The 20801-nt window shown below is 66.2% G+C and carries 23 protein-coding genes and 1 tRNA gene; 13 read left to right on the forward strand and 11 right to left on the reverse strand.

Translation table 11 applies throughout. The annotated features are described in order from the left end of the window. Positions 1-15 precede the first annotated feature (15 nt). Together BR78_RS0117030 and BR78_RS0117035 are read right to left on the reverse strand one after the other, a co-directional pair. Entirely contained in the window at positions 16-873 is an 858-nt protein-coding gene (locus BR78_RS0117030) for a GGDEF domain-containing protein (RefSeq protein ID WP_029937208.1), read from the reverse strand. Between the two features lie 269 nt (positions 874-1142). Then, positions 1143-2222: an alanine racemase gene (locus BR78_RS0117035; RefSeq protein WP_029937209.1), complete on the reverse strand. Its 1080-nt coding sequence runs from the start codon at positions 2220-2222 to the stop codon at positions 1143-1145. A 178-nt stretch (positions 2223-2400) separates the two neighbouring features. Between BR78_RS0117035 and BR78_RS0117040 the strand changes: the two genes are divergently transcribed. The 10 genes from BR78_RS0117040 to BR78_RS0117085 all read left to right on the forward strand — a co-directional run bounded on the left by BR78_RS0117040 (position 2401) and on the right by BR78_RS0117085 (position 10079). Continuing rightward, the gene (locus BR78_RS0117040) at positions 2401-4197 is read left to right on the forward strand and encodes an aminopeptidase P family protein (RefSeq protein WP_029937210.1); all 1797 of its coding nucleotides are present in this window, start codon (positions 2401-2403) and stop codon (positions 4195-4197) included. After that, positions 4164-4313 (forward strand): hypothetical protein, encoded by a 150-nt coding sequence (locus BR78_RS21825; protein WP_156022351.1) that lies wholly within the window; start codon positions 4164-4166, stop codon positions 4311-4313. Before BR78_RS0117040 ends, BR78_RS21825 begins: the two co-directional genes overlap by 34 nt. A 192-nt stretch (positions 4314-4505) precedes the next feature. Further along, a tRNA-Thr gene (locus BR78_RS0117050) sits at positions 4506-4580 on the forward strand. Between the two features lie 174 nt (positions 4581-4754). Further along, positions 4755-5867, forward strand: a complete 1113-nt coding sequence (locus tag BR78_RS0117055; protein WP_029937211.1) for an S-(hydroxymethyl)glutathione dehydrogenase/class III alcohol dehydrogenase — start codon at positions 4755-4757, stop codon at positions 5865-5867. A 17-nt stretch (positions 5868-5884) separates the two neighbouring features. Beyond that, positions 5885-6283, forward strand: coding sequence for a VOC family protein (locus BR78_RS0117060; RefSeq protein ID WP_029937212.1), 399 nt, complete (start codon positions 5885-5887; stop codon positions 6281-6283). Then, positions 6280-6636: a cupin domain-containing protein gene (locus BR78_RS0117065; RefSeq protein ID WP_029937213.1), complete on the forward strand. Its 357-nt coding sequence runs from the start codon at positions 6280-6282 to the stop codon at positions 6634-6636. Before BR78_RS0117060 ends, BR78_RS0117065 begins: the two co-directional genes overlap by 4 nt. Continuing rightward, on the forward strand, positions 6636-7469 hold the full coding sequence (gene fghA / locus BR78_RS0117070; protein ID WP_029937214.1) for an S-formylglutathione hydrolase: 834 nt from the start codon (positions 6636-6638) through the stop codon (positions 7467-7469). Before BR78_RS0117065 ends, fghA begins: the two co-directional genes overlap by 1 nt. Further along, complete coding sequence (locus BR78_RS0117075) at positions 7466-8692, forward strand: NAD(P)/FAD-dependent oxidoreductase (RefSeq protein WP_025587076.1); 1227 nt, start codon at positions 7466-7468, stop codon at positions 8690-8692. The genes fghA and BR78_RS0117075 overlap by 4 nt, the downstream gene beginning before the upstream one ends. Before the next feature lie 35 nt (positions 8693-8727). Next, a complete protein-coding gene (locus BR78_RS0117080) occupies positions 8728-9603 on the forward strand; it encodes a TraB/GumN family protein (RefSeq protein WP_331280254.1) in 876 nt (291 codons plus the stop codon). Further along, entirely contained in the window at positions 9603-10079 is a 477-nt protein-coding gene (locus BR78_RS0117085; RefSeq protein ID WP_029727429.1) for a DUF1440 domain-containing protein, read from the forward strand. Before BR78_RS0117080 ends, BR78_RS0117085 begins: the two co-directional genes overlap by 1 nt. Here the strand turns inward: BR78_RS0117085 and BR78_RS0117090 are convergent. The 5 genes from BR78_RS0117090 to BR78_RS0117110 form a co-directional block, all read right to left on the reverse strand. Beyond that, the gene (locus tag BR78_RS0117090) at positions 10076-10840 is read right to left on the reverse strand and encodes an exonuclease domain-containing protein (RefSeq protein ID WP_025587082.1); all 765 of its coding nucleotides are present in this window, start codon (positions 10838-10840) and stop codon (positions 10076-10078) included. The two genes, BR78_RS0117085 and BR78_RS0117090, sit on opposite strands and share 4 nt — an antisense overlap. Positions 10841-10919: 79 nt before the next feature. Continuing rightward, positions 10920-11078: a hypothetical protein gene (locus BR78_RS21830; protein ID WP_156022352.1), complete on the reverse strand. Its 159-nt coding sequence runs from the start codon at positions 11076-11078 to the stop codon at positions 10920-10922. 74 nt (positions 11079-11152) lie between these two features. Beyond that, complete coding sequence (pgmG, locus tag BR78_RS0117100; RefSeq protein ID WP_025587084.1) at positions 11153-12547, reverse strand: phosphoglucomutase/phosphomannomutase PgmG; 1395 nt, start codon at positions 12545-12547, stop codon at positions 11153-11155. 117 nt (positions 12548-12664) lie between these two features. Continuing rightward, complete coding sequence (locus BR78_RS0117105; RefSeq protein ID WP_025587086.1) at positions 12665-12928, reverse strand: J domain-containing protein; 264 nt, start codon at positions 12926-12928, stop codon at positions 12665-12667. Continuing rightward, positions 12928-13701, reverse strand: coding sequence for a division plane positioning ATPase MipZ (locus BR78_RS0117110; protein ID WP_025587088.1), 774 nt, complete (start codon positions 13699-13701; stop codon positions 12928-12930). The genes BR78_RS0117105 and BR78_RS0117110 overlap by 1 nt, the downstream gene beginning before the upstream one ends. A 100-nt stretch (positions 13702-13801) precedes the next feature. On the opposite strand from BR78_RS0117110, the gene panC reads away from it, so the two are divergent. Both panC and BR78_RS0117120 read left to right on the forward strand, forming a co-directional pair. After that, positions 13802-14650, forward strand: a complete 849-nt coding sequence (panC, locus tag BR78_RS0117115; protein WP_029937215.1) for a pantoate--beta-alanine ligase — start codon at positions 13802-13804, stop codon at positions 14648-14650. Between the two features lie 74 nt (positions 14651-14724). Beyond that, entirely contained in the window at positions 14725-15021 is a 297-nt protein-coding gene (locus BR78_RS0117120) for a sel1 repeat family protein (protein WP_029727427.1), read from the forward strand. Positions 15022-15069: 48 nt separating this feature from the next. Here BR78_RS0117120 and topA read toward each other — a convergent pair whose 3' ends face one another. After that, positions 15070-17634 (reverse strand): type I DNA topoisomerase, encoded by a 2565-nt coding sequence (topA, locus tag BR78_RS0117125; protein WP_029727426.1) that lies wholly within the window; start codon positions 17632-17634, stop codon positions 15070-15072. Positions 17635-17734: 100 nt separating this feature from the next. On the opposite strand from topA, the gene BR78_RS0117130 reads away from it, so the two are divergent. After that, positions 17735-18130, forward strand: a complete 396-nt coding sequence (locus tag BR78_RS0117130; protein WP_025587072.1) for a VOC family protein — start codon at positions 17735-17737, stop codon at positions 18128-18130. Here BR78_RS0117130 and yghU read toward each other — a convergent pair. The 3 genes from yghU to plsY form a co-directional block, all read right to left on the reverse strand. Then, the gene (gene yghU, locus BR78_RS0117135; RefSeq protein WP_025587070.1) at positions 18127-19029 is read right to left on the reverse strand and encodes a glutathione-dependent disulfide-bond oxidoreductase; all 903 of its coding nucleotides are present in this window, start codon (positions 19027-19029) and stop codon (positions 18127-18129) included. The genes BR78_RS0117130 and yghU overlap by 4 nt on opposite strands. Positions 19030-19112: 83 nt before the next feature. Next, positions 19113-20195 carry a DNA-processing protein DprA gene (gene dprA / locus BR78_RS0117140; protein ID WP_025587069.1) on the reverse strand — a complete coding sequence of 361 codons (1083 nt, stop codon included), beginning with the start codon at positions 20193-20195 and terminating at the stop codon, positions 19113-19115. Continuing rightward, positions 20188-20772, reverse strand: a complete 585-nt coding sequence (plsY, locus tag BR78_RS0117145; protein ID WP_025587067.1) for a glycerol-3-phosphate 1-O-acyltransferase PlsY — start codon at positions 20770-20772, stop codon at positions 20188-20190. Before plsY ends, dprA begins: the two co-directional genes overlap by 8 nt. Positions 20773-20801: the final 29 nt, after the last annotated feature.

The raw sequence follows: 20801 nt of genomic DNA on the forward strand, positions 1-20801 counted from the left end.
GCCTTATCGCGCGGCTCAGGCGAGCGGCAACAATATCTGTCCGGGGCGGCTCGCGCACGCCACGCGGGCCCGGCCCGCGCCCTTCGCCTCGAGGAGCGCGTTTTCCGCGCCGAGGATCGTCGCGTCGATCCCTTCGCCGCCGAAACGGCAGACGCCGGCGGAGAAGGTCAGCGCTTCCCCGTCGAGCACGATCAGCGGGTTGGCGATCAGCCGCCGAGTCACACGGCCGAGCACGCCCGCCGCCTCGTCCTCGGTAGCGCCGCGAAACAGCACTGCGAATTCCTCGCCGTCCCAGCGCGCGACCAGATCGCCGCGGCGCAGCTCGGACGAGAGCCGCCCGGCGAAATCGCGCAGCACGCGGTCGCCCACTTCATGGCCGAACTGGTCGTTGATCTGCCGGAACCGGTCGAGATCGAGCAGCGCGACGGTGCCGCGCCGCTCGGCGGGCAGGAAGTCCTCGATATCCGCCAGGAAGCCGCGACGGTTGCGCGCACCGGTGAGCAGATCCTCCTTCGCCGCGAGATCGAGCTCGCGCATGCGCTGATCGGCGGCGCTCGCCGCGCGGTTGACGCTGGCGAGAAGGTCGCCGATCGGATCCGCGCTCCGTTGCGGCAGCGGCGTCACCGTGGCGCGGCGTTCCTGCGCGACGGGGAGACCCGCCAGCAAACTGCCGATTCCGTGCAGGGCGATTGCCGTACCCACCAGGCTCGCCAGCGCCAGCACCGCAAATTGGCCCGGCGCTACGTCGCCGGTCGCCGCGCTCCAGCCGAGCCAGGCGAGCAGCGGCAGATTCGTCGCCGCGACGCAGATCGCCGCGAGCCGGAACCTGCGGGCGCGCGGAAAGGCGGGCGAGACGGCAAGATAGAAGCGCATGGATTCCTTCGGGCTCGTGGCTGCAGCGCCCCTGTCTCCACCATGGCCGTCAAAATATTCGAAACGGTCAAGCTTAACGCCGGACGAAGCGCGTGCTTGGGCACAGATCGTTTGCCACCGCCGTCACCCCGGACTTGTTCCGGGGTCCACCAAGCCCCACCGGCTGACCTCCAGTCTCTTCCCCAAGACTCGCCTCCCGGTAGACCCCGGAACAAGTCCGGGGTGACGGAAGAGGAGGAGGCCGCTCCGAAGCTGAATGTCGATACGGTCTAGGTCGATCGGCCGCGCGCGGTCACCGGCCAGGTTTCGGCGACCATGTCGCCGTCGAGCACATGATAGAGGTCGTAGAGATTGACCGTCGGATCGCAGTGCGGCGGCATCAGCGTAACCCGCGCGCCGAGGCCGGGCAGGCCCTCGCCCAGCAAGGCGCCGTGTTCGTCGCCGGTAAAGGCGTAGCGGGCTCCTTCCGGTGCGCCGCCGAGCACTACCGGTACGCCGGCATCGGTCGCGAAGGCCTTGAGCCCCGAATCGATCGTCACCATGCCGGGCGTGTTCGCGCTCACTACCGTGGCGTCGACGAACAGCGCCGGCTCGAAGCGCGGCCCGGCGAGCTCGCAATCCAGATATTCGCGATCGAGGAAGACATAGGATCCCACCTGCAGCTCGGTGAACACCCCCAGCGACGCATCGATCGCGAAGGTCCCCGTGCCCCCGCCGGTCACCACCGGAATCGCGAATCCTGCGTCACGCAGCGCAGCCAGCACGCCGCGCAGATAGTCGGTCCGCTCGACGATCGCCGCGCGCCGCTCGGCGAGGTTCTGGATATGTTGGTGCGACCCGCAATAAAATTGCACCCCGCCCAGCTTCAACGTCCCCGTCGCGGCGATCGCCCGCGCCAGCTCGACCGCCGCCGTCGCCGAGGTCACGCCGGTGCGGTGGCTTCCGGGGTCGACGTCGACATACGCTGTCAGCCCGTCCACCGCGCCCAGCGCCTGGGCATTGTCGGGATGGTCCACCACTACCGACAGCGCGATCCGCGCATGGAGCGCCGCTAGTCTTTCGATCGCCTCCGTCGTCACCACCGGCGAAGTGAGGTGGATGTTCGCCACGCCGTCCTCGGCCAGCGCCTCGGCTTCGGCCAGCTTGGCGCAGCAGATCCCCGCCGCGCCCGCGGCAATCTGCCGCCGCGCGATCTCGCCGCTCTTGTGCGTCTTGGCATGCGGCCGCAGCGCGACGCCCTGTGCCTCGGCAAAGCCAGCCATCGCGGCGATGTTGCGCTCCAGCGCCGCGCGATCGAGAAGCAGCGCGGGCGTGGGCAGGTCGCGGCGGGGCAGGGGGAAAAGGTGCATGCCGCCTGATAGCGCGACTTAGCGCTTTCAAAGTAGGATTTCCTCTGCAATTCCGATCGCATGTCCGTTCGTGCTATCCGCAACTGCACGTCGCCCGGTCCGCGCCTCTCCCGTGCGCGCGTATGGACTGGTAAACTTCGTCAACTTGATTGCCCGCGCCGGGCAAGGATGCGCTGAAATGTCCACCTATGCCGATCGCCTCTCCGCCCTTCGCGAACAGCTGAAGCGAGACCGTCTCGACGGCTTCGTCGTGCCGCTCACCGATGAGCATATGTCCGAATATGTCGGCGCCTATGCCCAGCGTCTCGCGTGGCTGACGGGATTCCAGGGCAGTGCAGGCAGCGCGGTGGTGCTCTCCAGCGAAGCCGCGATCTTCACCGACGGGCGCTATACGCTGCAGGTCCGCCAGCAGGTCTCGGCCGACGATTGGCAATATGTCCCGGTTCCGCAGGTGAGCATGGCCGGCTGGCTCGGCGAGCATGCACCCGATGGTGGCCGTATCGGCTATGATCCGTGGCTGCACACGCGCGCCTGGGTGGAAGAAGCGAAGAAGGCCCTCGCCGAGAAAGGCGCCGAGCTGGTCGCGGTCGACACCAATCCGGTCGACGCCGTCTGGCCCGATCGCCCTGCGCCTTCGGACGCGACGCTGGCGGTGCAGGACGATGCCGCCGCCGGGCGTACCTCCGCCGCCAAGCGCGCCGAGATCGCCGAATGGCTCTCCGCGCGGAAAGCCGACGCGGTCGTGCTCTCCGCGCTCGATTCGATCGCCTGGGCGTTCAATATCCGCGGCAACGACGTCAGCCACACGCCCGTCGCTCTGGCCTATGCGATCGTCAATGCCGACGGCACCGCCGACCTGTTCGTCGCGCCTGAGAAGATCACCGACGCCGTCCGCCAGCACCTCGGCAATGCCATCCGGTTGCATGACCGCGCTGCCTTCGCTCCTGCGCTCAAAGGGTTCGCCGGCAAGCGCGTCGCCGTCGATCCCGAGCGCGCGGTCGCCGCGATCTTCGATTCGCTCGATGCCGGCGGCGCGAAGATCCTCAGCCTGCGCGACCCGGTCGTCCTCGCCAAGGCACTCAAGAATCCCGCCGAGATCGCCGGGCACAAGTCGGCGCAGGCCCGCGACGGCGCCGCTCTGGTCCGCTTCCTCAAATGGTTCGAGGAGACCGCACCCGCCGGCCAGCTCACCGAAATGTCGGCGGCTGACAAGCTCCGTGAATTCCGTGACGCGACCGGCGTGCTCAAGGATCTGAGCTTCGACACCATCTCCGCCACTGGCCCCAACGGCGCGATCCCGCACTATAAAGTCACCGCGGAATCGAGCCTGCCGATCGAACGCGGCCAGCTCTACCTCGTCGATTCGGGCGGCCAATATGCCGACGGCACCACCGACGTGACGCGCGTCATGCCGGTCGGCGAACCGAGCCCCGAAATGAAGGACCGCTTCACGCGCGTCCTCAAAGGCCATATCGGCATCGCCACCGCGCTTTTCCCCGAAGGCACCACCGGCGCCCAGCTCGACAGCTTCGCCCGCGCGCCGCTCTGGGAAGTCGGGCTCGATTACGGCCACGGCACCGGCCACGGCGTCGGCGCCTATCTCTCGGTGCACGAAGGCCCGCAGCGAATCGCGCAACCCTTTTATCCCGGCGGCCAGAGCCTCGAGCCGCTGCGTGCCGGCATGTTCCTCTCGAACGAGCCCGGTTATTACAAGGCCGGCGAATACGGCATCCGCATCGAGAATCTCGTCCTCGTCGTGCCCGCTTCGATCGCCGGCGCCGAACAGCCCATGCTCGGTTTCGAGACGCTCACCTTCGCGCCGATCGAGCGTACGCTGATCGCGCCGTCGCTGTTAACCTCTAAGGAACTTCAGTGGCTTAATAGCTATCACGCGCGGGTGCTTGAAGTGGTCGGCCCGCAACTGACTGAGGATGAACGGCAATGGTTGGAAGCGAAGGTCGCGCCAATCGGGTAATGTGGTTCATGGCGGGTGCCGTCACCATGGCGATGTACCTGATGGGTCCATATGCGATCGCGGACAAGGCCTATGACTTCAGCGCGTTCGCCGCGGGCTGGGTGAATTCGCTCTGAGGCGTGGGCTCGGCGTGCTGCGCGCGCGCCTGCGCCTTGCGTTTCCGCAGATTCGCCCTAAGCGCTTCGGCGAGTCGCGCCTTCTTCTCCGCATCGTTCATGGCGACAGTCGATAAACCGGTCTGCTTCGGGTTGACAATCGGTCGGCCCCAAGCACATAGGCCCCTCCCGCCCGGTCCCGGACCGGCGAGTGCTGCCGTAGCTCAGTGGTAGAGCGCATCCTTGGTAAGGCTGAGGTCGTGAGTTCAATCCTCACCGGCAGCACCATTTTTCCTTCTTGCAATGTAGGATAATCTCCGCTTCCCCTGTGGGGGAGCGGTGACGCGCCGGCTGCGCAATATTGTTGCGAGATCCGTTGCGTTTTCGCCAATTGAGTCAATTTAAGCGCCTTGCCAGCGTCTCTCGCATCTTCGATCAGGCGCGGAAGCAAGGAGATTGCCGATGAAGACCCGCGCCGCCGTCGCGTTTGAGGCGAAGAGACCGCTCGAGATCGTCGAGCTCGACCTCGAAGGCCCCAAGGCCGGCGAGGTGCTGGTCGAGATCATGGCGACGGGCATCTGCCACACCGATGCCTATACGCTCGACGGGCTCGACAGCGAGGGGCTGTTCCCCAGCGTCCTCGGCCACGAAGGCGCCGGCATCGTCCGCGAAGTCGGGGCAGGGGTGACCAGCGTGAAGCCCGGCGATCACGTCATCCCGCTCTACACGCCCGAATGCCGCCAATGTAAGTCGTGCCTCAGCGGCAAGACCAATCTCTGCACTGCGATCCGCGCGACTCAGGGCAAGGGGCTGATGCCCGACGGCACCTCGCGCTTCAGTTACAAGGGCCAGGCCATCTTTCATTACATGGGCTGCTCGACCTTCTCGAATTTCACTGTGCTGCCCGAGATCGCCGTCGCGAAGATCCGCGAGGACGCGCCGTTCCAAACAAGCTGCTATATCGGCTGCGGGGTGACCACGGGGGTCGGCGCGGTGGTCAACACCGCCAAGGTCCAGGTCGGCGACAACGTGGTCGTGTTCGGTCTGGGCGGGATTGGGCTCAACGTGCTGCAGGGCGCGAAGATGGCGGGCGCGAACCGGATCATCGGCGTCGACATCAACCCTGACCGCGAGGAATGGGGCCGCAGGTTCGGGATGACCGATTTCATCGACGGGCGCGGCAAATCGCGGGAGGAGACGATCGCCGAGATCCTGACGCTCACCGACGGCGGTGCCGACTATACCTTCGATTGCACCGGCAACACCGAAGTGATGCGGACTGCATTGGAGGCGTGCCATCGCGGCTGGGGCACCAGCATCATCATCGGGGTGGCCGAAGCGGGCAAGGAGATCGGCACGCGCCCGTTCCAGCTCGTCACCGGACGCAACTGGCGTGGTACCGCGTTCGGCGGCGCCAAGGGCCGGACCGACGTGCCGAAGATCGTCGACTGGTACATGAACGGCAAGATCCAGATCGATCCGATGATAACGCACGTGCTCACCCTGGACGAGATCAACAAGGGGTTCGACCTGATGCACGCCGGCGAGAGCATCCGCTCCGTCGTGGTATATTGAGCAAAGGGGGACGGCACATGTTCAGCCATATCATGGTCGGCAGCAACGATATCGCCCGATCCAAGGACTTTTACGACGCGGTGCTCGGCACGCTCGGCGTCGGTGAACCGTTCCGCCATGTGAACGCTACCGGCCAGGTCCGGTTGTTCTACAGGCAGGACGGCGGCAGCTTCGGCATCAGCGAGCCGATCGATGGCGAACCCGCGACCTGCGCCAACGGCGCGACGATCGGCTTCAAGTGCAACTCGCCCGAGCAGGTGGCGGCATTCCATGCGGCGGGTCTCGCCCATGGCGGCACCGCTATCGAGGACCCGCCGGGCGTGCGCGAGGGCGGCTCGCTCGGGCCGATGTACCTCGCCTATCTGCGCGATCCCGATGGCAACAAGCTCTGTGCCCTGTGGCGCGTGCCGGCATGAACGGCGCCGTCAACCTGGCGGAGAAATTCGCGACCTTCACCGAGCATTGGGCACCCCGCCGCGTCGCCAGCTACAACGGCAACGACGTGCGTATCGTGAAGGTGGAAGGCGAGTTCGTCTGGCATGTCCATGACGACACCGACGACTTCTTCCTCGTTATCGACGGCCTGCTCGACATCGAATTGCGCGACCGCACCGTCACGTTGGGGCCGGCCGAGCTCTTCGTCGTCCCGCGCGGAGTCGAGCATCGCCCGGTCGCCCGCCACGGCGAAGTACGGCTGATCAACATCGAACCCGGCGGCACGCACAATCTGGGCGAAGGATCGCCGCAGAGCCCTGTAGTGGACGCTTGATGGAGACGGTCTCCACCAATCGGGCCCATGGCGGCGTGCAGGGCGTGTACCGCCACGCATCGCTGGCCACGGGCACCGACATGACCTTCTCGGTCTATGTCCCGCCGCACGAGGCCGGGGCGAAGCTGCCGGTGCTCTGGTATCTCTCGGGCCTCACTTGCACCCACGCCAATGTCACCGACAAGGGCGAGTATCGCCGGGCCTGCGCCGAGAACGGCGTGATCTTCGTCGTGCCCGACACCTCGCCGCGCGGCGAAGGCGTCGCTGACGATGCCGCTTATGATTTCGGTCAGGGCGCGGGCTTCTATGTCGACGCGACTCAGGCTCCCTGGGCCTCGCATTTCCACATGCGCGCCTATGTCGAGCAGGAGTTGCCCGCGCTGATCGCCGCCGAATTCCCCGCCGACATGGCACGACAGGGCATCACCGGCCATTCGATGGGCGGCCACGGCGCGCTCACCGTTGCGCTCCGCAATCCCGATCGCTTCCGCAGCGTCTCCGCCTTCGCCCCGATCGTCGCGCCCAGCGTCGTGCCATGGGGCGAGAAGGCGCTCGCCGGCTATCTCGGCGAGGATCGCGACGGGTGGCGCCCCTATGATACCTGCGCGCTGATCCTCGACGGCGCGCGCGTACGCGAATTGCTCGTCGATGTCGGCGATGCCGATCCGTTCCTCCACGAACAGCTTCGCCCCGAACTGCTGCGTGCCGCGTGCGATGCCGCGGGCATCCCGCTGACGCTGCGGATCCAGCCGGGCTACGATCACAGCTATTATTTCATCTCCAGCTTCATGGCCGGTCATGTCGCCTGGCATGCCGAACAGCTGCGTACATGAGCCGCTATGATGTCCTGATCGTCGGTGCCGGCCATGCCGGCGCGCAGGCCGCGATCGCGCTTCGCCAGAACAAGTTCGCGGGGTCGATCTGCCTGCTCGGCGACGAGCCCGAGCTGCCTTATGAGCGCCCACCGCTCTCCAAGGAATATCTCGCCGGCGACAAGCCGTTCGAGCGGCTGCTGATCCGCAACGCCGCTTTCTGGCAAGAGCGTGACGTGACGATGCTCGCCGGCCGTTCGGTGACGCGAGTCGATCCGGTCGGCCATAATGTGACCACCACGGATGGCGAGACGATCGGCTATGGCAGCCTGATCTGGGCCGCCGGCGGCAAGCCGCGCCGGCTCGCCTGCGCGGGCGGCGACCTTGTCGGCGTCCACACTGTCCGCACCCGGGCCGATGTCGACCGGATGATCGCCGAGCTTCCGCACGTGCGCCGCGTCGCGGTGATCGGCGGCGGCTATATCGGGCTCGAGGCCGCGGCGGTGCTGACCAAGCTCGGGCGGCAGGTCGTTGTGCTCGAGGCACAGGATCGCGTTCTCGCCCGCGTCGCCGGCGAACCGCTCTCGCGCTTCTTCGAGGACGAGCATCGCGCACACGGTGTCGAGATCCGGCTCGGCGTCACGGTTGAGGCCATTCTCGGCGAAGATCGTGTCACCGGGGTGCAACTGGCCCGCGGCGAAACCGTGCCCGCCGAAATGGCGATCGTGGGCATCGGTATCGATCCCGCGGTCGCACCGCTGCTCGATGCGGGCGCGAACGGTGGAAACGGAGTCGCGATCGACGGCCAATGCCGCACCTCGCTGCCCGATATATTCGCGGTGGGCGATTGCGCGCTCCATGCCAACAATTTCGCCGGCGATCGCCTCATCCGGCTCGAATCGGTCCAGAACGCAAATGATCAGGCGACTGTCGCGGCAAAGACGATCCTCGGGATCGATGCGATTTATGATGCCGTCCCGTGGTTCTGGTCGAACCAGTACGACCTGAAGCTCCAAACCGTCGGCATCTCCGCGGGATATGATAGCACGGTAATGCGTGGCGATCCGGCGGCGCGCAGCTTCTCGCTGATCTATCTCCGCGCCGGACGGGTGATCGCGCTCGACTGCGTCAACGCGACGAAGGATTATGTTCAGGGACGCAAGCTAGTGATCGAGGCCGCGGCGATCGATCCGGCGCGGCTGGCCGATGCGGCCATGCCGCTCAAGGATTTGCCGAGCAGTTGAATAATCGAAAAGTCTCACGCCGGAGTATGAACCAGATGCTGAAGCAGACCCTCGCCGCGCTCGCGCTGCTCTTCGCCCCAGCGGCCCAGGCGCAGGCGGTCAAGGACGCCGATCCCGCTTTGTGGGTAGTGAAGGATGCCGACACCACCATCTATCTCTTCGGCACTGTCCACGTCCTCAAGCCCGGCCTCAGCTGGTTCGACGAGGGCGTGAAGGCGGCGTTCGACAAGAGCGACGAGCTGGTGCTCGAGATGGTCGAGCCCGACACCGCGACGATGCAGGGCCTGATCATGAAGACCGCGCTCAATCCCACAGGGCCGACGCTCACCGAAAAGCTCCCCGCCGACAAGCGCGAAGCCTATGCCAAGGCGATGACCGATGTCGGCGTTCCCGCCGCGGCGCTCGATCGCTTCGATCCCTGGTTCGCCGCAGTGACGCTCAGCCTCGCCGGCTTGCCAAAGCTCGGCTACAATCCCGAGAGCGGCGCCGAGCGCACGCTCAGCGCCGCCGCCAAAGCCGCCAGCAAGCGGATCGTCGGGCTCGAGACTGCGGAGCAGCAGCTCGGCTATTTCGACAATCTGCCCGAGCCGCTCCAGGTCAAGTTCCTCGTCTCAACCGTCGATGATTATCCCAAAATGGCGGCCGAGCTCGACAAGATGATCGCGAGCTGGTCGGCGGGCGATCCCGAAACGCTGGGCAAGACGATGAACGAGGAGCTGGCCGACACGCCCGAGCTCGCCAAGGTGCTGCTGGCCGATCGCAACGCCCGCTGGGCCGATTGGATCGACCAGCGCCTGCAGAAGCCCGGCACCGTTTTCATCGCAGTGGGGGCGGGGCATCTCGCCGGTGCCGAGAGCGTCCAGGCGCAACTCGCGAAGCACAAGCTCACCGTCACGCGCGTCGCCTATTGATGGCGCGTCCGCGACCCTTTGTCGGGCTGCTCGCCGGTGTCGCCGCGGGGCTGGTCGCGTCGGCGGCGATGGCGGTGTTCCAGGCGCAGGCGCAGAAACTGCTGCCCGATCCGGACGAGGACGATCCGGCGACCGTCAAGGCCGCCGATGCGGCGAGCGAGGCGGTGATCGGCGATCCCGTCCCTGAGCCGTATCGCGAGCCGGCGGGGCAGATGGTCCATTATGTCGCCGGCGCGGTGATCGGCGGCATCTATGGCGTCCTCACCGAATATCGGCCCGAAGCGCGTTCGGGCTTCGGCAGTGCCTATGGCATCGCGACGGCGGCGTTGCTCGACGAGGCGGCGATGCCGGCAGCGGGATTGGCGTCCGCGTCGGAGGATACGCCGCTGGCCGTCCATGCCTATGGCGCCGCGTCGCATCTCGTCTACGGCTGGGTGCTCGAAGGCGTCCGCGCGCTGATCGCCGGGCGGCGCTAGAGCAGCAGGTCCTGGTTGGCCGAATTGCGGCCGACCGCCCCGCCGCCGGTGCGGCGGATATGCTCTTGCTGCGCGGTGTGGCGGACATCGACGTCGCGGTCGTTGAGGAACGCCGCGAGCGATTCGTCGTCGATCTCGCTCCACTCCTTGCCGCGATCGGGGCCGTAGCGGACGCGCGGCAGCAACCCCGGCTCCTTCGACCATTGGATCAATTGCTCGACACTGGCTTCGTTGAGCATGTCGCGCAGATGGAACGCAGTCACATAAGCGTCGGGGAAGGCCCGGTGCGCGGGCAGCCCGCGCTCGTGCACCAGCCCTTCGGGCTTGCGCCAGTAACGCAGCATCTGGTTCGAGAAGCCAGGCGAGCTCGGCCAGAGCCGCATCGCGCACTTCCACGTGCAGATCCAGTCGTTGCCGCGAGTCAGCGATGCGGTGCAGAATTGCTGCTCGAAATCCGCACGATGCGCCGCGAGGGCCACGCGCCGCGGCCAGGGATCGAGCACCGGCCGCGCGACGTCATGCCACCACGGGGCGTCGGCGACATCCTCGTCGCGGATATGGTGGACCGCCATGGTCAGCGGCGGGATCTGCCGGCCCGGATTGACCATCCGACTGCCGCCTTCGCCGTGGATCTCCCAGCGGCCGTCGCGCTGCAACGCGACATCCTGCCAGCCGATCTCGCACACGCCATGCGCGGGCGGCGCCTGGCCGGTGGTTTCGAGATCAATGACGCGAATGATGGAAGGGGCGGGTGAGGCCATGCGGCCTAGGTGGGGCTGGAAAGCACGAAATGCCAGCCGAAACTTGCGGTTGCGGGATCAACATCCGATTCGCGGGCGCTCACCGTGCGTCGGAGTTTTGCCGCTCGGCCCGCGCCTTGCATCTCTGCAGCAGATATTCGGCGCGCTCGGACAATTCCTTGGTCGCTTCGATGCTTTCGCGCAGCGCAGCTTGCGCGTCCTCGATTTCGGTGATGTCGTTGATGTCTTGCTCAGTCACAACCCGATCCCACTCGGGCGGATAAACCCTTGATCCAGATCAAGGGTTCCCTCCGCCCGAACGGCTCGCCGCATTTAATGGGCGGCTTGCGGACCGCGTTCGAGGCCGCTTGCGGCGAGCTGGGCGTCGATCATCGCCATCAGCCGATCAAGGCCTTCCTGGCTCTTAGCCTCGGCGCGGGCGACGAGTACGTCCTGCGTATTCGATGCGCGCAGCAGCCACCAGCCGTCGGGGGTGTTGACCCGCGCGCCGTCGGTGCGGTTGACGTCGGCGCCCTCGGCCTCGAGCCGATCGAGCACCTCGTCGATCACTGCGAACTTCCGCGATTCGTCGACCTGGAAGCGCATTTCCGGCGTGTTGATCATCGCCGGCATCTCGTCCTTGATCTGCGTGAGCGACTTGCCGATCACATGGACCGCCTGGATCAGCCGCACCGCGGCATATTGCGCATCGTCGAAGCCGTAATAATTGTGCGCGAAGAAGATGTGGCCGCTCATCTCGCCCGCCAGCGGCGCGCCGGTTTCCTTCATCTTGGTCTTGATCAGGCTGTGGCCGGTCTTCCACATCAGCGGCGTGCCGCCCAGCTCGGCGACGCGGTCATACAGGGCCTGGCTCGCCTTGACGTCCGCGATGATCGTCGCGCCGGGAAGTTCGCGCAGCACAGGTTCGGCCAAAACGGAGAGAAGCTGATCGCCCCAGACGACGCGGCCCTGGCCGTCGATCGCGCCCAGTCGATCGCCGTCGCCGTCGAATGCCAGTCCGAAATCGAGGTTCTTCTCCGCGACAAGCCGCTTCAGGTCGGCGAGGTTCTTCTCGTCGGTAGGATCGGGATGATGGTTAGGGAAATGACCGTCCACTTCGGTGAACAACGTGTGATGCTCACCCGGCAGCAGCTTGACCAGCTTCTCGATCACCGGCCCGGCGGCGCCATTGCCCGTATCCCATCCGACGCGATAGGCGCCGCCGGCATAACCCGCCATCAGGCGCCCGACATAATCGTCAAGGATGTAATAGTCGCTGACGGTCCCTTCGTCGCCGGGCTCGACCGATTCCCAATCGCCTTCGGCGGCTATCCGGCCGAGTTTCTGGATATCCTCACCGAAGAACGGCAGATGCTGGAACACCATCTTGAAGCCGTTGTAATTGCCGGGATTATGGCTGCCGGTTATCTGGATGCCGCCATCCACCTCCAGCGTGGCCTCGGCATAATATAGCATCGGCGTGGGTCCGAGACCGACGCGCACTACGTCGCAGCCCGATGCCGTCAGCCCCTCGACCAAGGCAGCCTCGAGTTCGGGCGACGACACGCGGCCGTCGCGGCCCACCACCACGCGGTGCCCGCCGGCGCGGCGGAGCAGGGTCGCGAAGCCGCGTCCGATCGCGCGTGCGTCGTCGGTGCCAAGTGCCTCCCCCACGATTCCGCGAATGTCATATTCGCGCAGCGAAGTGGGGTCGAAACGGTGCGTCATGATGCCTCCCGGGAAGGTGTTTGCCGGCCTAGGGCCCGAGTACAGGCCCCAAATCTCGAGCACCGCGAAAGTTCAAATGCGGCAGTGCAACAAGATCGAAGCGGTGATCTGTGTCCGCTATGCGCTACGGCGAAGCAACGTGTCGCGCGCGGCGTTGATCCGGCGGGTCAGTTCCTCGGATCCGCCCTTGTCGGGATGTACCGCACTCACCAGCCGGCGATGCGCGCTGCGGATCGCCTCTTCGTCGGCATTGGCACTCACGCCCAGGATCGCGCGCGCCTCATCCTGCGGCATTCTTGGCGCGCGGGGTTTGGGCCGAGGCTTGAGGAACAGATAATAGACTGCCGCGATGATCAGCGCCGCGAGGATCGCCTTGCCCATCAGGCGAACAGCGGCATCGCGACTTCGGGAAGCGCGAGGCCGGCCATCATCTCGCGCAGTTCCTGGCGCGCGGCGACGTGGCTGAGACCCATCTCTCCGAATTCGCGGCTGTCGAGCATCGTCAGCCCCTGCGGGAACAACTCGCGATAGATCACGCGCTCCGACAAACCCGAGATCACGCGGAAGCCGACCCGCTTCGAAAGCTGATCGATCGCCTCCGAGACGCGGCGCATGTTGCGCGCCTCGATATGCTGCATGCGGTTGCGCAGGACGACCCAGTCGATCGTTTCGCCATCGGCCTTGGCGCGGCGTTTGCGCGATTCCCAGATCAGTTCGGAATAGAAGCTGGGTCGCGTCACTTTGTAGGTATCGGGATCGACATGGCCGATCAGGTCGAAATCGACGAAGCTGTCGTTCATCGGCGTGACGAGGGTGTCGGCATTGGTGACGGCGATCCGCGCGAACTTGTCGTCGCGGCCGGGGGTATCGATGACCAGGAAGTCGGCATCGGCGCCGAGATGCTCGAGCGTTTCCGAGAAAAAGTCCATGCTCTCGCCGTCATGCGTCTCGTAGACCGGCGTGGGCAGATCACGGCCGGTGCGTTTTACGGTTGCGAGGCGATTGTCGAGATAGCGGCCCATCGTGCGTTGACGATGGTCGAGATCGAAGCATGCGACCCGCGCGCCCTTGGCGGCCAGCGCGATCGCGGCGTGAACCGCAGTCGTCGACTTGCCGGTGCCGCCCTTCTCATTGGCAAAAACGAGCACGTGCAAGCGCTTAGCTCCGTCGGTCAAGCCCACAACTTCCTTTATTGATCCCGCCGCCCGCGCCCCATAGAAGGCCGCGCTCCTGTCTTATCGAAAGTGTCCAAGCGTGCAAACCGTCCGTCAGCTTGCTCCTCTTCGCTCGGGCGTAGCCGCCTGGCGTGCGGCGGGCGAACGCGTCGCGTTGGTGCCGACCATGGGGGCGCTGCATGACGGGCATATGGCGCTGGTCGAGGCCGCCAAACGGGCTGCCGAGCGCGTCGTCGTGTCGATCTTCGTCAATCCGAAACAGTTCGGACCGAATGAGGACCTCGCCAAATATCCCCGGAAAGAGCTGGCGGATTCGCGGATGCTGGCGGCCGCGGGAGTCGACTTGCTGTGGATGCCGCCGGCGGAGGTCATGTATCCGGAGGGTTTCGCCACCAACATCTCGGTAAGCGGGATCAGCGAGGTGCTCGACGGCGTGCACCGGCCGGGCCATTTCGATGGCGTGGCGACGGTGGTGACCAAGCTGTTCAACCAGGTTCGTCCGGATATCGCATTGTTCGGCGAGAAGGACTGGCAGCAGCTAGCCGTGATCCGGCGGCTGGTCGTGGATCTCGATCTCGACATCGAGATCCACGGCGTTCCAACCCAGCGCGAGGATGACGGACTCGCGCTGTCGTCGCGCAACGCGTATCTGATTCCCGAGGACCGCGCGCGCGCCGTGGCGCTGCCGCGCGCGCTGGGCGTCGCGGAACGTGCGATCGCCAGGGGCGGCGATCCAGAGGCGGCATTGGCGCAGGCGCGCGAGATGCTCGCTGCCGCCGAGTTCGAGATCGATTATGTCACGCTCGCCGATGCCGAGACGCTGGGTGCGCCGATGGAGGGCCGGCCGATGCGCCTGCTCGCCGCCGCGCGGATCGGTGGCACGCGGTTGATCGACAATATCCCGGTGAATACGAACGAATACGGTTAACCTCGTTAACCTTTTGTTTGCCGCTTACCTGCCAATCCTTGCAGCAAGAGGGATCAGCAATAGGGGTAACGGCAATGGGCAACAGCCTCAAGAGCGCGCGTTTCCTGGTAGAGAGCCGTCTTCGTGATGCCGCACGCGGCGACGCCAAGGCCTGTTTCGACCTGGGTATCGTCTATTCGAGCGGCGCGGAGGGGATCGATGTCGATCTCGTCGAAGCGCACAAATGGTTCAACATCGCTGCTGTCTCGGGAAGCGAGCGCGCACAGGAATGCCGCGCCGAAATCTCCGAGGATATGACCGCGCGCGAGATCATCGAAGCGCAGAAGGCCGCCCGCGCCTGGCTGCGCGGGCTCGAGATGCGAGCGGCCTGATTTCACGGCGAAAGCCGTCTCCAATCCTCCCCGCCAGGGGGAGGATTTCTACTTCTTCGCCGCCGCTTTCCTGGGCGCAGCCTTCTTCTTCGGCGCAGCCTTTCTCTTGCCCTTGCCCTTGCCCTTTGCCGGACCCGCTGCGGCGCGTGCGTCGATCAGCTGCGCGGCCTCCTCGAGCGTCAGCTGGTCCTTGTCGATCGACTTGGGCAAGGTCGCGTTGGTCTCGCCGTCGGTGACATAGGCGCCGTAACGCCCTTCCATCAGCTTGATCTCGGCCTCGGTGCGCGGATGCTTGCCGAGCATTTTGAGCGGCTCGCGTGATGCGCCGCGCGCCGGTCGGCCGCCATTGGCCGCGGCTTCGGCGAGCTTCACCACCGCGGCGTTCATGCCGGTTTCGAACACTTCGGCGGTCGACTGGAGCCGGGCATATTTGCCGTCATGCGCCAGATACGGCCCATAGCGCCCGATCGAGGCAGTGATCGGGTTGCCGGTCTCGGGGTGATTGCCGATCGTGCGCGGAAGCTTGAGCAGCTTCAGCGCCCATTCGAGATCAAGATCCACATCCTTGGGGATCGAGGCCCGCGCCGCTTCCTTGCCCTCGCCGAGCTGGATGTACGGTCCGAACCTGCCCGACTTGCGCTCGACATTGAGCCCGGTCTCGGGATCCTGGCCGAGCACCTCGGGTCCGGTGTCCTCGCTGCCCTCGCCGCCGGGCTGGCCGAAGCGGCGAGTGAATTTGCACTCGGGATAGTTCGAGCACGCCACGAACGCGCCGAACTTGCCGCCGCGCAGCGCGAGCCGGCCATTGCCGCAATTGGGGCAGAGCCGGGGATCGCTGCCATCGGCCTTGGCCGGGAAGAGATACGGCTCGAGGAACAGATCGAGCGCGGCAGTGACCTCGCTCGGCTTCTGCTCCATCACTTGCGCCGTGCGCGGCTTGAAGTCCTTCCAGAAGGACTCGAGCACCGCCTGCCATTCGGCGCGGCCGCCGGAGACGTCGTCGAGCTCTTCCTCGAGCCCGGCGGTGAAATCATAGCCGACATATTTCTCGAAGAAACGTTCGAGGAACGCCGTCACCAGCCGTCCGCTCTCCTCGGCGAAGAAGCGGTTCTTCTCGATCTTTACGTAAGCGCGGTCCTTGAGCGTCTGGATGATCGAGGCATAGGTCGACGGGCGGCCGATGCCGAGTTCCTCGAGGCGTTTGACCAAAGATGCTTCCGAGAAGCGCGGCGGCGGCTGGGTGAAATGCTGCTCGGCATTCACTGCCTTCTTGGCCGGAGCGTCGCCAGCGGACATGCGCGGCAGGCGGCGGCTGTCCTCGTCGGCATCCGCGTCGGCCTGTTGGCCAGAGCGGCCAACGGGGTCGTCGCGGCCCTCCTCGTACAATGCGAGATAGCCGGGGAATAGCACGACCTGGCCGGTGGCGCGCAGGCCATGCTGGCCGGTGCCGTCCTCGAGATCGATCGTGGTCCGCTCCATGCGCGCCGACGCCATCTGGCTGGCGAGCGCGCGCTTCCAGATCAGGTCGTAGAGCCGGCCATGGTCGCCCGAGCCCGCCTTGTCCTTCGAGAAGTCGGTCGGGCGAATTGCCTCGTGCGCTTCCTGCGCGTTCTTGGCCTTGGTCTGGTATTGGCGCGGTTTGTCCGGAACATAAGACCCGTCATAGCGTGTCGCGATGGCTTTCCGCGCTTCCTGGATCGCGCCGCCGTCCATCTGGACGCCGTCGGTCCGCATATAGGTGATCGCGCCGTCCTCGTAGAGGCCCTGCGCGATCCGCATCGTGTGGCTGGCCGAGAAGCCAAGCTTGCGGGCCGCCTCCTGCTGGAGGGTCGAGGTGGTGAAGGGCGGCGGCGGGTTGCGCATCGCCGGCTTGGTCTCGACGCTGGAGACCGAGAAGCGGCCCTCCTCGACAGCCTTTTTGGCGGCGAGCGCCGTGCCCTGATCGCCGATCGAGAGCCGGTCGAGCTTGTCGCCCTTGTACTTGACCAGCCGCGCCTGGAACGGGGTGCCATCCTGCTCCATATCGGCGGTGACCGACCAATATTCCTGGGGGGTGAAGCCTTCGATCTCGCGCTCGCGCTCGACGATCAACCGCAGCGCGACCGATTGGACGCGCCCCGCCGACTTGGCGCCGGGCAGCTTGCGCCACAGCACCGGCGAGAGCGTGAAGCCGACGAGATAATCGAGCGCGCGGCGAGCGCGATAGGCATCGATCAGGTCGGTATCGAGCTCGCGCGGCGCCTTCATCGCCTCGAGGATCGCCGGCTTGGTGATCGCGTTGAAGGTCACGCGCTCGACTTCCTTGGGAAGCGCCTTCTTGTTGCGTAAGACTTCCTGGACGTGCCAGCTGATCGCCTCGCCTTCGCGATCAGGGTCGGTCGCGAGGATCAGGCGGTCTGCCTTCTTGGCCTCGTCGGTGATCGCCTTCAGCTGCTTCGACTTGTCCGCATAGGTCTCCCAGTCCATCGCGAACCCCTCATCGGGATTCACCGATCCGTCGCGTGCCGGCAAGTCGCGGACATGGCCGTAGGAAGCGAGGACGCGATAGTCCTTGCCGAGATACTTCTCGATGGTCTTCGCCTTGGCCGGCGATTCTACGATGACAAGCTGCATGGGGGTTAAGCGTTCCTCACGTGTACGCGTGTAAGGTGGGGAGATTGGACCGAGCCCGTCAAGCCGGGGAACGGCGTGCCGGGCGGCAAGTTCTAGCTACATGCTCGATCACACCGGCATTGTCGTCACCGATCTCGCCGAAGCGCGGCGCTTCTACCACGCGATAGCGACGGCGCTGGATTTGACCACCGCCGACAATGGCGAAGGCTCCTTCGTGCTCGGCAAGAGCGCCGGAGAGCCGATCCCCTATCTGTGGATCGGGAGCTTGATTCCCTCTTACTGGATCGAGGGCTCGCGGCCCGGGATCAACCAGACCCATTTCGCCTTCCGCGCCGCGAGCGAGGCGATGGTGCGCGCATTCCACGAAGCCGGGCTCGCGGCCGGCGGACGGGACCACGGCGCACCGGGACCGCGGGAAGGCGTGGAGAATTACTACGGCGCCTTCCTGCTCGATCCCGACGGCAACAACATCGAGGCCTGTTACCGCGGCACCTAGGCTGCCGCTGCCTTCATCCGTGCGCGGATCGCGTCGATGTCGGCGGCGGTGTGGCGTTCGGCGAGGCGGAACTCCTCGGGCCCCGTGCCGCGATTGACCAGCCGGCCGCGCTGCACCGGCTCGCGCACGGCGACTTCCTCGGCCCAGCGGTTGAAATGCCTGTACTCGGCAGTGTTCAGGAACTCGGCCGCGCCGGTATAGCCGTCGCCGCGCGCCACGCCGCCATACCAGGGCCAGACCGCCATGTCGGCGATGGTATAGTCGTCGCCCGCCAGATAACGGTGCTCGGCGAGGTGCGTATCGAGCACGTGGTACTGACGCTTTACTTCCATCGCGTAGCGATTGATCGCATATTCGATCTTGAACGGCGCATAGACGTAGAAATGACCAAAGCCGCCGCCGAGGAACGGCGCCGAGCCCATCTGCCACATCAGCCAGCTCAACGTCGCGGCGCGCTTGGCCGGATCGGTGGGGAGGAAGGCGCCGAACTTCTCGGCGAGATAGATCAGGATCGCGCCGCTCTCGAACACGCGGAGCGCGGGATCGACCGAGCGATCGACCAAAGCGGGGATCTTCGAATTGGGATTGATCGCGACGAAGCCGCTGCCGAACTGGTCGCCCTCGCCGATGTCGATCTTCCACGCGTCATATTCCGCACCCGCATGCCCGGCGGCGAGCAGTTCCTCGAGCAGGATCGTCACCTTCTGGCCGTTGGGCGTACCGAGCGAATAGAGCTGGAGCGGGTGCTCGCCGACGGGCAGCGCCTTGTCGTGCGTCGCGCCCGAGATCGGCCGGTTGATGTTGGCGAACTGGCCGCCGCTGGGCTGTTCCCACGTCCAGACCCTGGGAGGCACATAGCCGGCAGGCTGGTTGCTGGCGGGATCGGGGGCATCGGCCATGTGGAGTCTCCCTGGGAGGACAGTCGTCGCGGCGATGTAGGGCGCCACACGCGACTTGCCAGAGCCGTAACGATGGTTTTGCTTTACCCGACCAAACTCGTTCTGCCGCCGGCGTGACGTTCGAGGCGGCCGGCGAGCTCGAGCTCGAGCAGCACGGTCTGGACGATTGCGGGGCTGAGGCCGCTCTGCCGCACCAGCTCGTCGACGGCGACCGGCACGGGCCCCAGCAGCCCGGTCACCTTGCGCCGGTCGGCATCGCTCGCATCCTCGGGCGGCGGTCCATCGAACTTTCCGGTCGGGGAGCGTACCGCCCGCGAATCGATCGGGCGAATCGCCTCGAGGATATCGTCCACCGACTGCACCAGAGTCGCGCCCTCGCGGATCAGCAGATTGCAGCCCTGGGCGCGCGGGTCGAGGGGCGAGCCGGGGACCGCCATGACCTCGCGCCCCGCCTCGGCGGCGATACGGGCGGTGATCAGCGAGCCCGACCGCGGCGCCGCCTCGACCACCACGGTGCCGAGCGTGAGCCCGGCGATGATGCGGTTGCGCGAGGGGAAGAAGCGCGCGAGCGGCTCGGTGCCCGGCGGTTGCTCGGCGACGAGCAGGCCCTGGCGCGCGACGCGCTCCTGGAGCTCGGCATTTTCGGGCGGGAAGGCGATGTCGATGCCGCTGGCGATCACGCCGACCGTCCCGGCTTCGATCGATCCCATATGCGCGGCGGTATCGATTCCGCGGGCGAGACCCGACACGATCGTCGCGCCGGCCTCGCTCAGGCCGATCGCGAGCTGACGCGCGAAGCGGCACGCCGCGGCCGAGGCATTGCGCGCGCCGACCATCGCGACGCAGGTGCGATCGAGCAAGTCCAGCCTGCCGCGCAGGATCAGCGCGGGCGGGGCGCTCTCCAGCTCCGCGAGCAGCGAGGGATAATCGGGATCGTCGAGGAACAGGTATCGCGCGCCGAGCTTCTCGACCGCGATGATCTCGCGGCGGACGGATACGAGGTCGGCGATCCTCGGGGCGCGTCCGCCGCCGCGCGCAGCGAGCATCGGCAGCGCTTCGAGTGCCCCATCGGCGGTGCCGAAGCGCGCGATGAGCTGACGCCAGGTGATCGGGCCGATATTCGCCGAGCGCAGCAGCCGCAGCCGCGCTTCGCGGCTGTCAGTCACGCTTCTTGCCGATGCGCGGTTCGGTGCCGCTCAACAGCCGGTCGATATTGTCGCGGTGCTTCCACAGCACCACCAGCGCCAGCGCGAGGAACAGCAATACCAGATCGATGCGCGCCCAGAAGGCAGCGCTGACCGGTGCGCTGATCGCGGCGGTGATGCCCGCCAGCGAGGAAATGCGGAGCGCCGCGAGCAGCCCGAGCCATATTGCAGCGTAGACGAGGCCGGAGGGCCAGTGGAGCGCGACGACGATTCCCATCAAGGTCGCGACGCCCTTGCCGCCCCGGAAACGCAGCCAAACCGGGTAACAATGGCCGAAAAAGGCGCCCAGCCCGGCGAGCACCGCCGTCCCGGGCAGCAGCCAGTCGGCGAGCAGCACTGCTGCCGCACCCTTGGCGAGATCGAGCAGCAATGTCGCCGCCGCCAGACCCTTGCGTCCGGTGCGCAGCACGTTGGTGGCGCCGATATTGCCCGAACCGATCTGACGCAGATCGCCGGCGCCAGCCATGCGCGTGAGCAGCACGCCGAACGGAATCGAGCCGAGCAGATAGCCGAGCAGGATCGCGGCAGCAGGAGGCATCCAGATTATTTCGGTCGGCAATGGCTTCC

This window comes from Sphingomonas sp. UNC305MFCol5.2 (assembly GCF_000712135.1).
Classification (GTDB): Bacteria; Pseudomonadota; Alphaproteobacteria; order Sphingomonadales; family Sphingomonadaceae; genus Sphingomonas.

Excerpts from the sequence above, each read along its gene's own strand:
- BR78_RS0117120 (WP_029727427.1), top strand. The coding sequence starts at position 14,725 with ATGGGCAACAGCCTCAAGAGCGCGCGTTTCCTGGTAGAGAGCCGTCTT.
- BR78_RS21825 (WP_156022351.1), top strand. The coding sequence starts at position 4,164 with ATGGTTGGAAGCGAAGGTCGCGCCAATCGGGTAATGTGGTTCATGGCG.
- pgmG (WP_025587084.1), bottom strand. The coding sequence starts at position 12,547 with ATGACGCACCGTTTCGACCCCACTTCGCTGCGCGAATATGACATTCGC.
- plsY (WP_025587067.1), bottom strand. The coding sequence starts at position 20,772 with ATGCCTCCTGCTGCCGCGATCCTGCTCGGCTATCTGCTCGGCTCGATT.
- fghA (WP_029937214.1), top strand. The coding sequence starts at position 6,636 with ATGGAGACGGTCTCCACCAATCGGGCCCATGGCGGCGTGCAGGGCGTG.
- BR78_RS0117130 (WP_025587072.1), top strand. The coding sequence starts at position 17,735 with ATGCTCGATCACACCGGCATTGTCGTCACCGATCTCGCCGAAGCGCGG.
- BR78_RS0117105 (WP_025587086.1), bottom strand. The coding sequence starts at position 12,928 with ATGGGCAAGGCGATCCTCGCGGCGCTGATCATCGCGGCAGTCTATTAT.
- BR78_RS0117030 (WP_029937208.1), bottom strand. The coding sequence starts at position 873 with ATGCGCTTCTATCTTGCCGTCTCGCCCGCCTTTCCGCGCGCCCGCAGG.
- BR78_RS0117055 (WP_029937211.1), top strand. The coding sequence starts at position 4,755 with ATGAAGACCCGCGCCGCCGTCGCGTTTGAGGCGAAGAGACCGCTCGAG.
- BR78_RS0117080 (WP_331280254.1), top strand. The coding sequence starts at position 8,728 with ATGCTGAAGCAGACCCTCGCCGCGCTCGCGCTGCTCTTCGCCCCAGCG.
- BR78_RS0117035 (WP_029937209.1), bottom strand. The coding sequence starts at position 2,222 with ATGCACCTTTTCCCCCTGCCCCGCCGCGACCTGCCCACGCCCGCGCTG.
- BR78_RS0117085 (WP_029727429.1), top strand. The coding sequence starts at position 9,603 with ATGGCGCGTCCGCGACCCTTTGTCGGGCTGCTCGCCGGTGTCGCCGCG.
- BR78_RS0117065 (WP_029937213.1), top strand. The coding sequence starts at position 6,280 with ATGAACGGCGCCGTCAACCTGGCGGAGAAATTCGCGACCTTCACCGAG.
- yghU (WP_025587070.1), bottom strand. The coding sequence starts at position 19,029 with ATGGCCGATGCCCCCGATCCCGCCAGCAACCAGCCTGCCGGCTATGTG.
- BR78_RS0117090 (WP_025587082.1), bottom strand. The coding sequence starts at position 10,840 with ATGGCCTCACCCGCCCCTTCCATCATTCGCGTCATTGATCTCGAAACC.
- topA (WP_029727426.1), bottom strand. The coding sequence starts at position 17,634 with ATGCAGCTTGTCATCGTAGAATCGCCGGCCAAGGCGAAGACCATCGAG.
- BR78_RS0117040 (WP_029937210.1), top strand. The coding sequence starts at position 2,401 with ATGTCCACCTATGCCGATCGCCTCTCCGCCCTTCGCGAACAGCTGAAG.
- BR78_RS0117075 (WP_025587076.1), top strand. The coding sequence starts at position 7,466 with ATGAGCCGCTATGATGTCCTGATCGTCGGTGCCGGCCATGCCGGCGCG.
- BR78_RS0117060 (WP_029937212.1), top strand. The coding sequence starts at position 5,885 with ATGTTCAGCCATATCATGGTCGGCAGCAACGATATCGCCCGATCCAAG.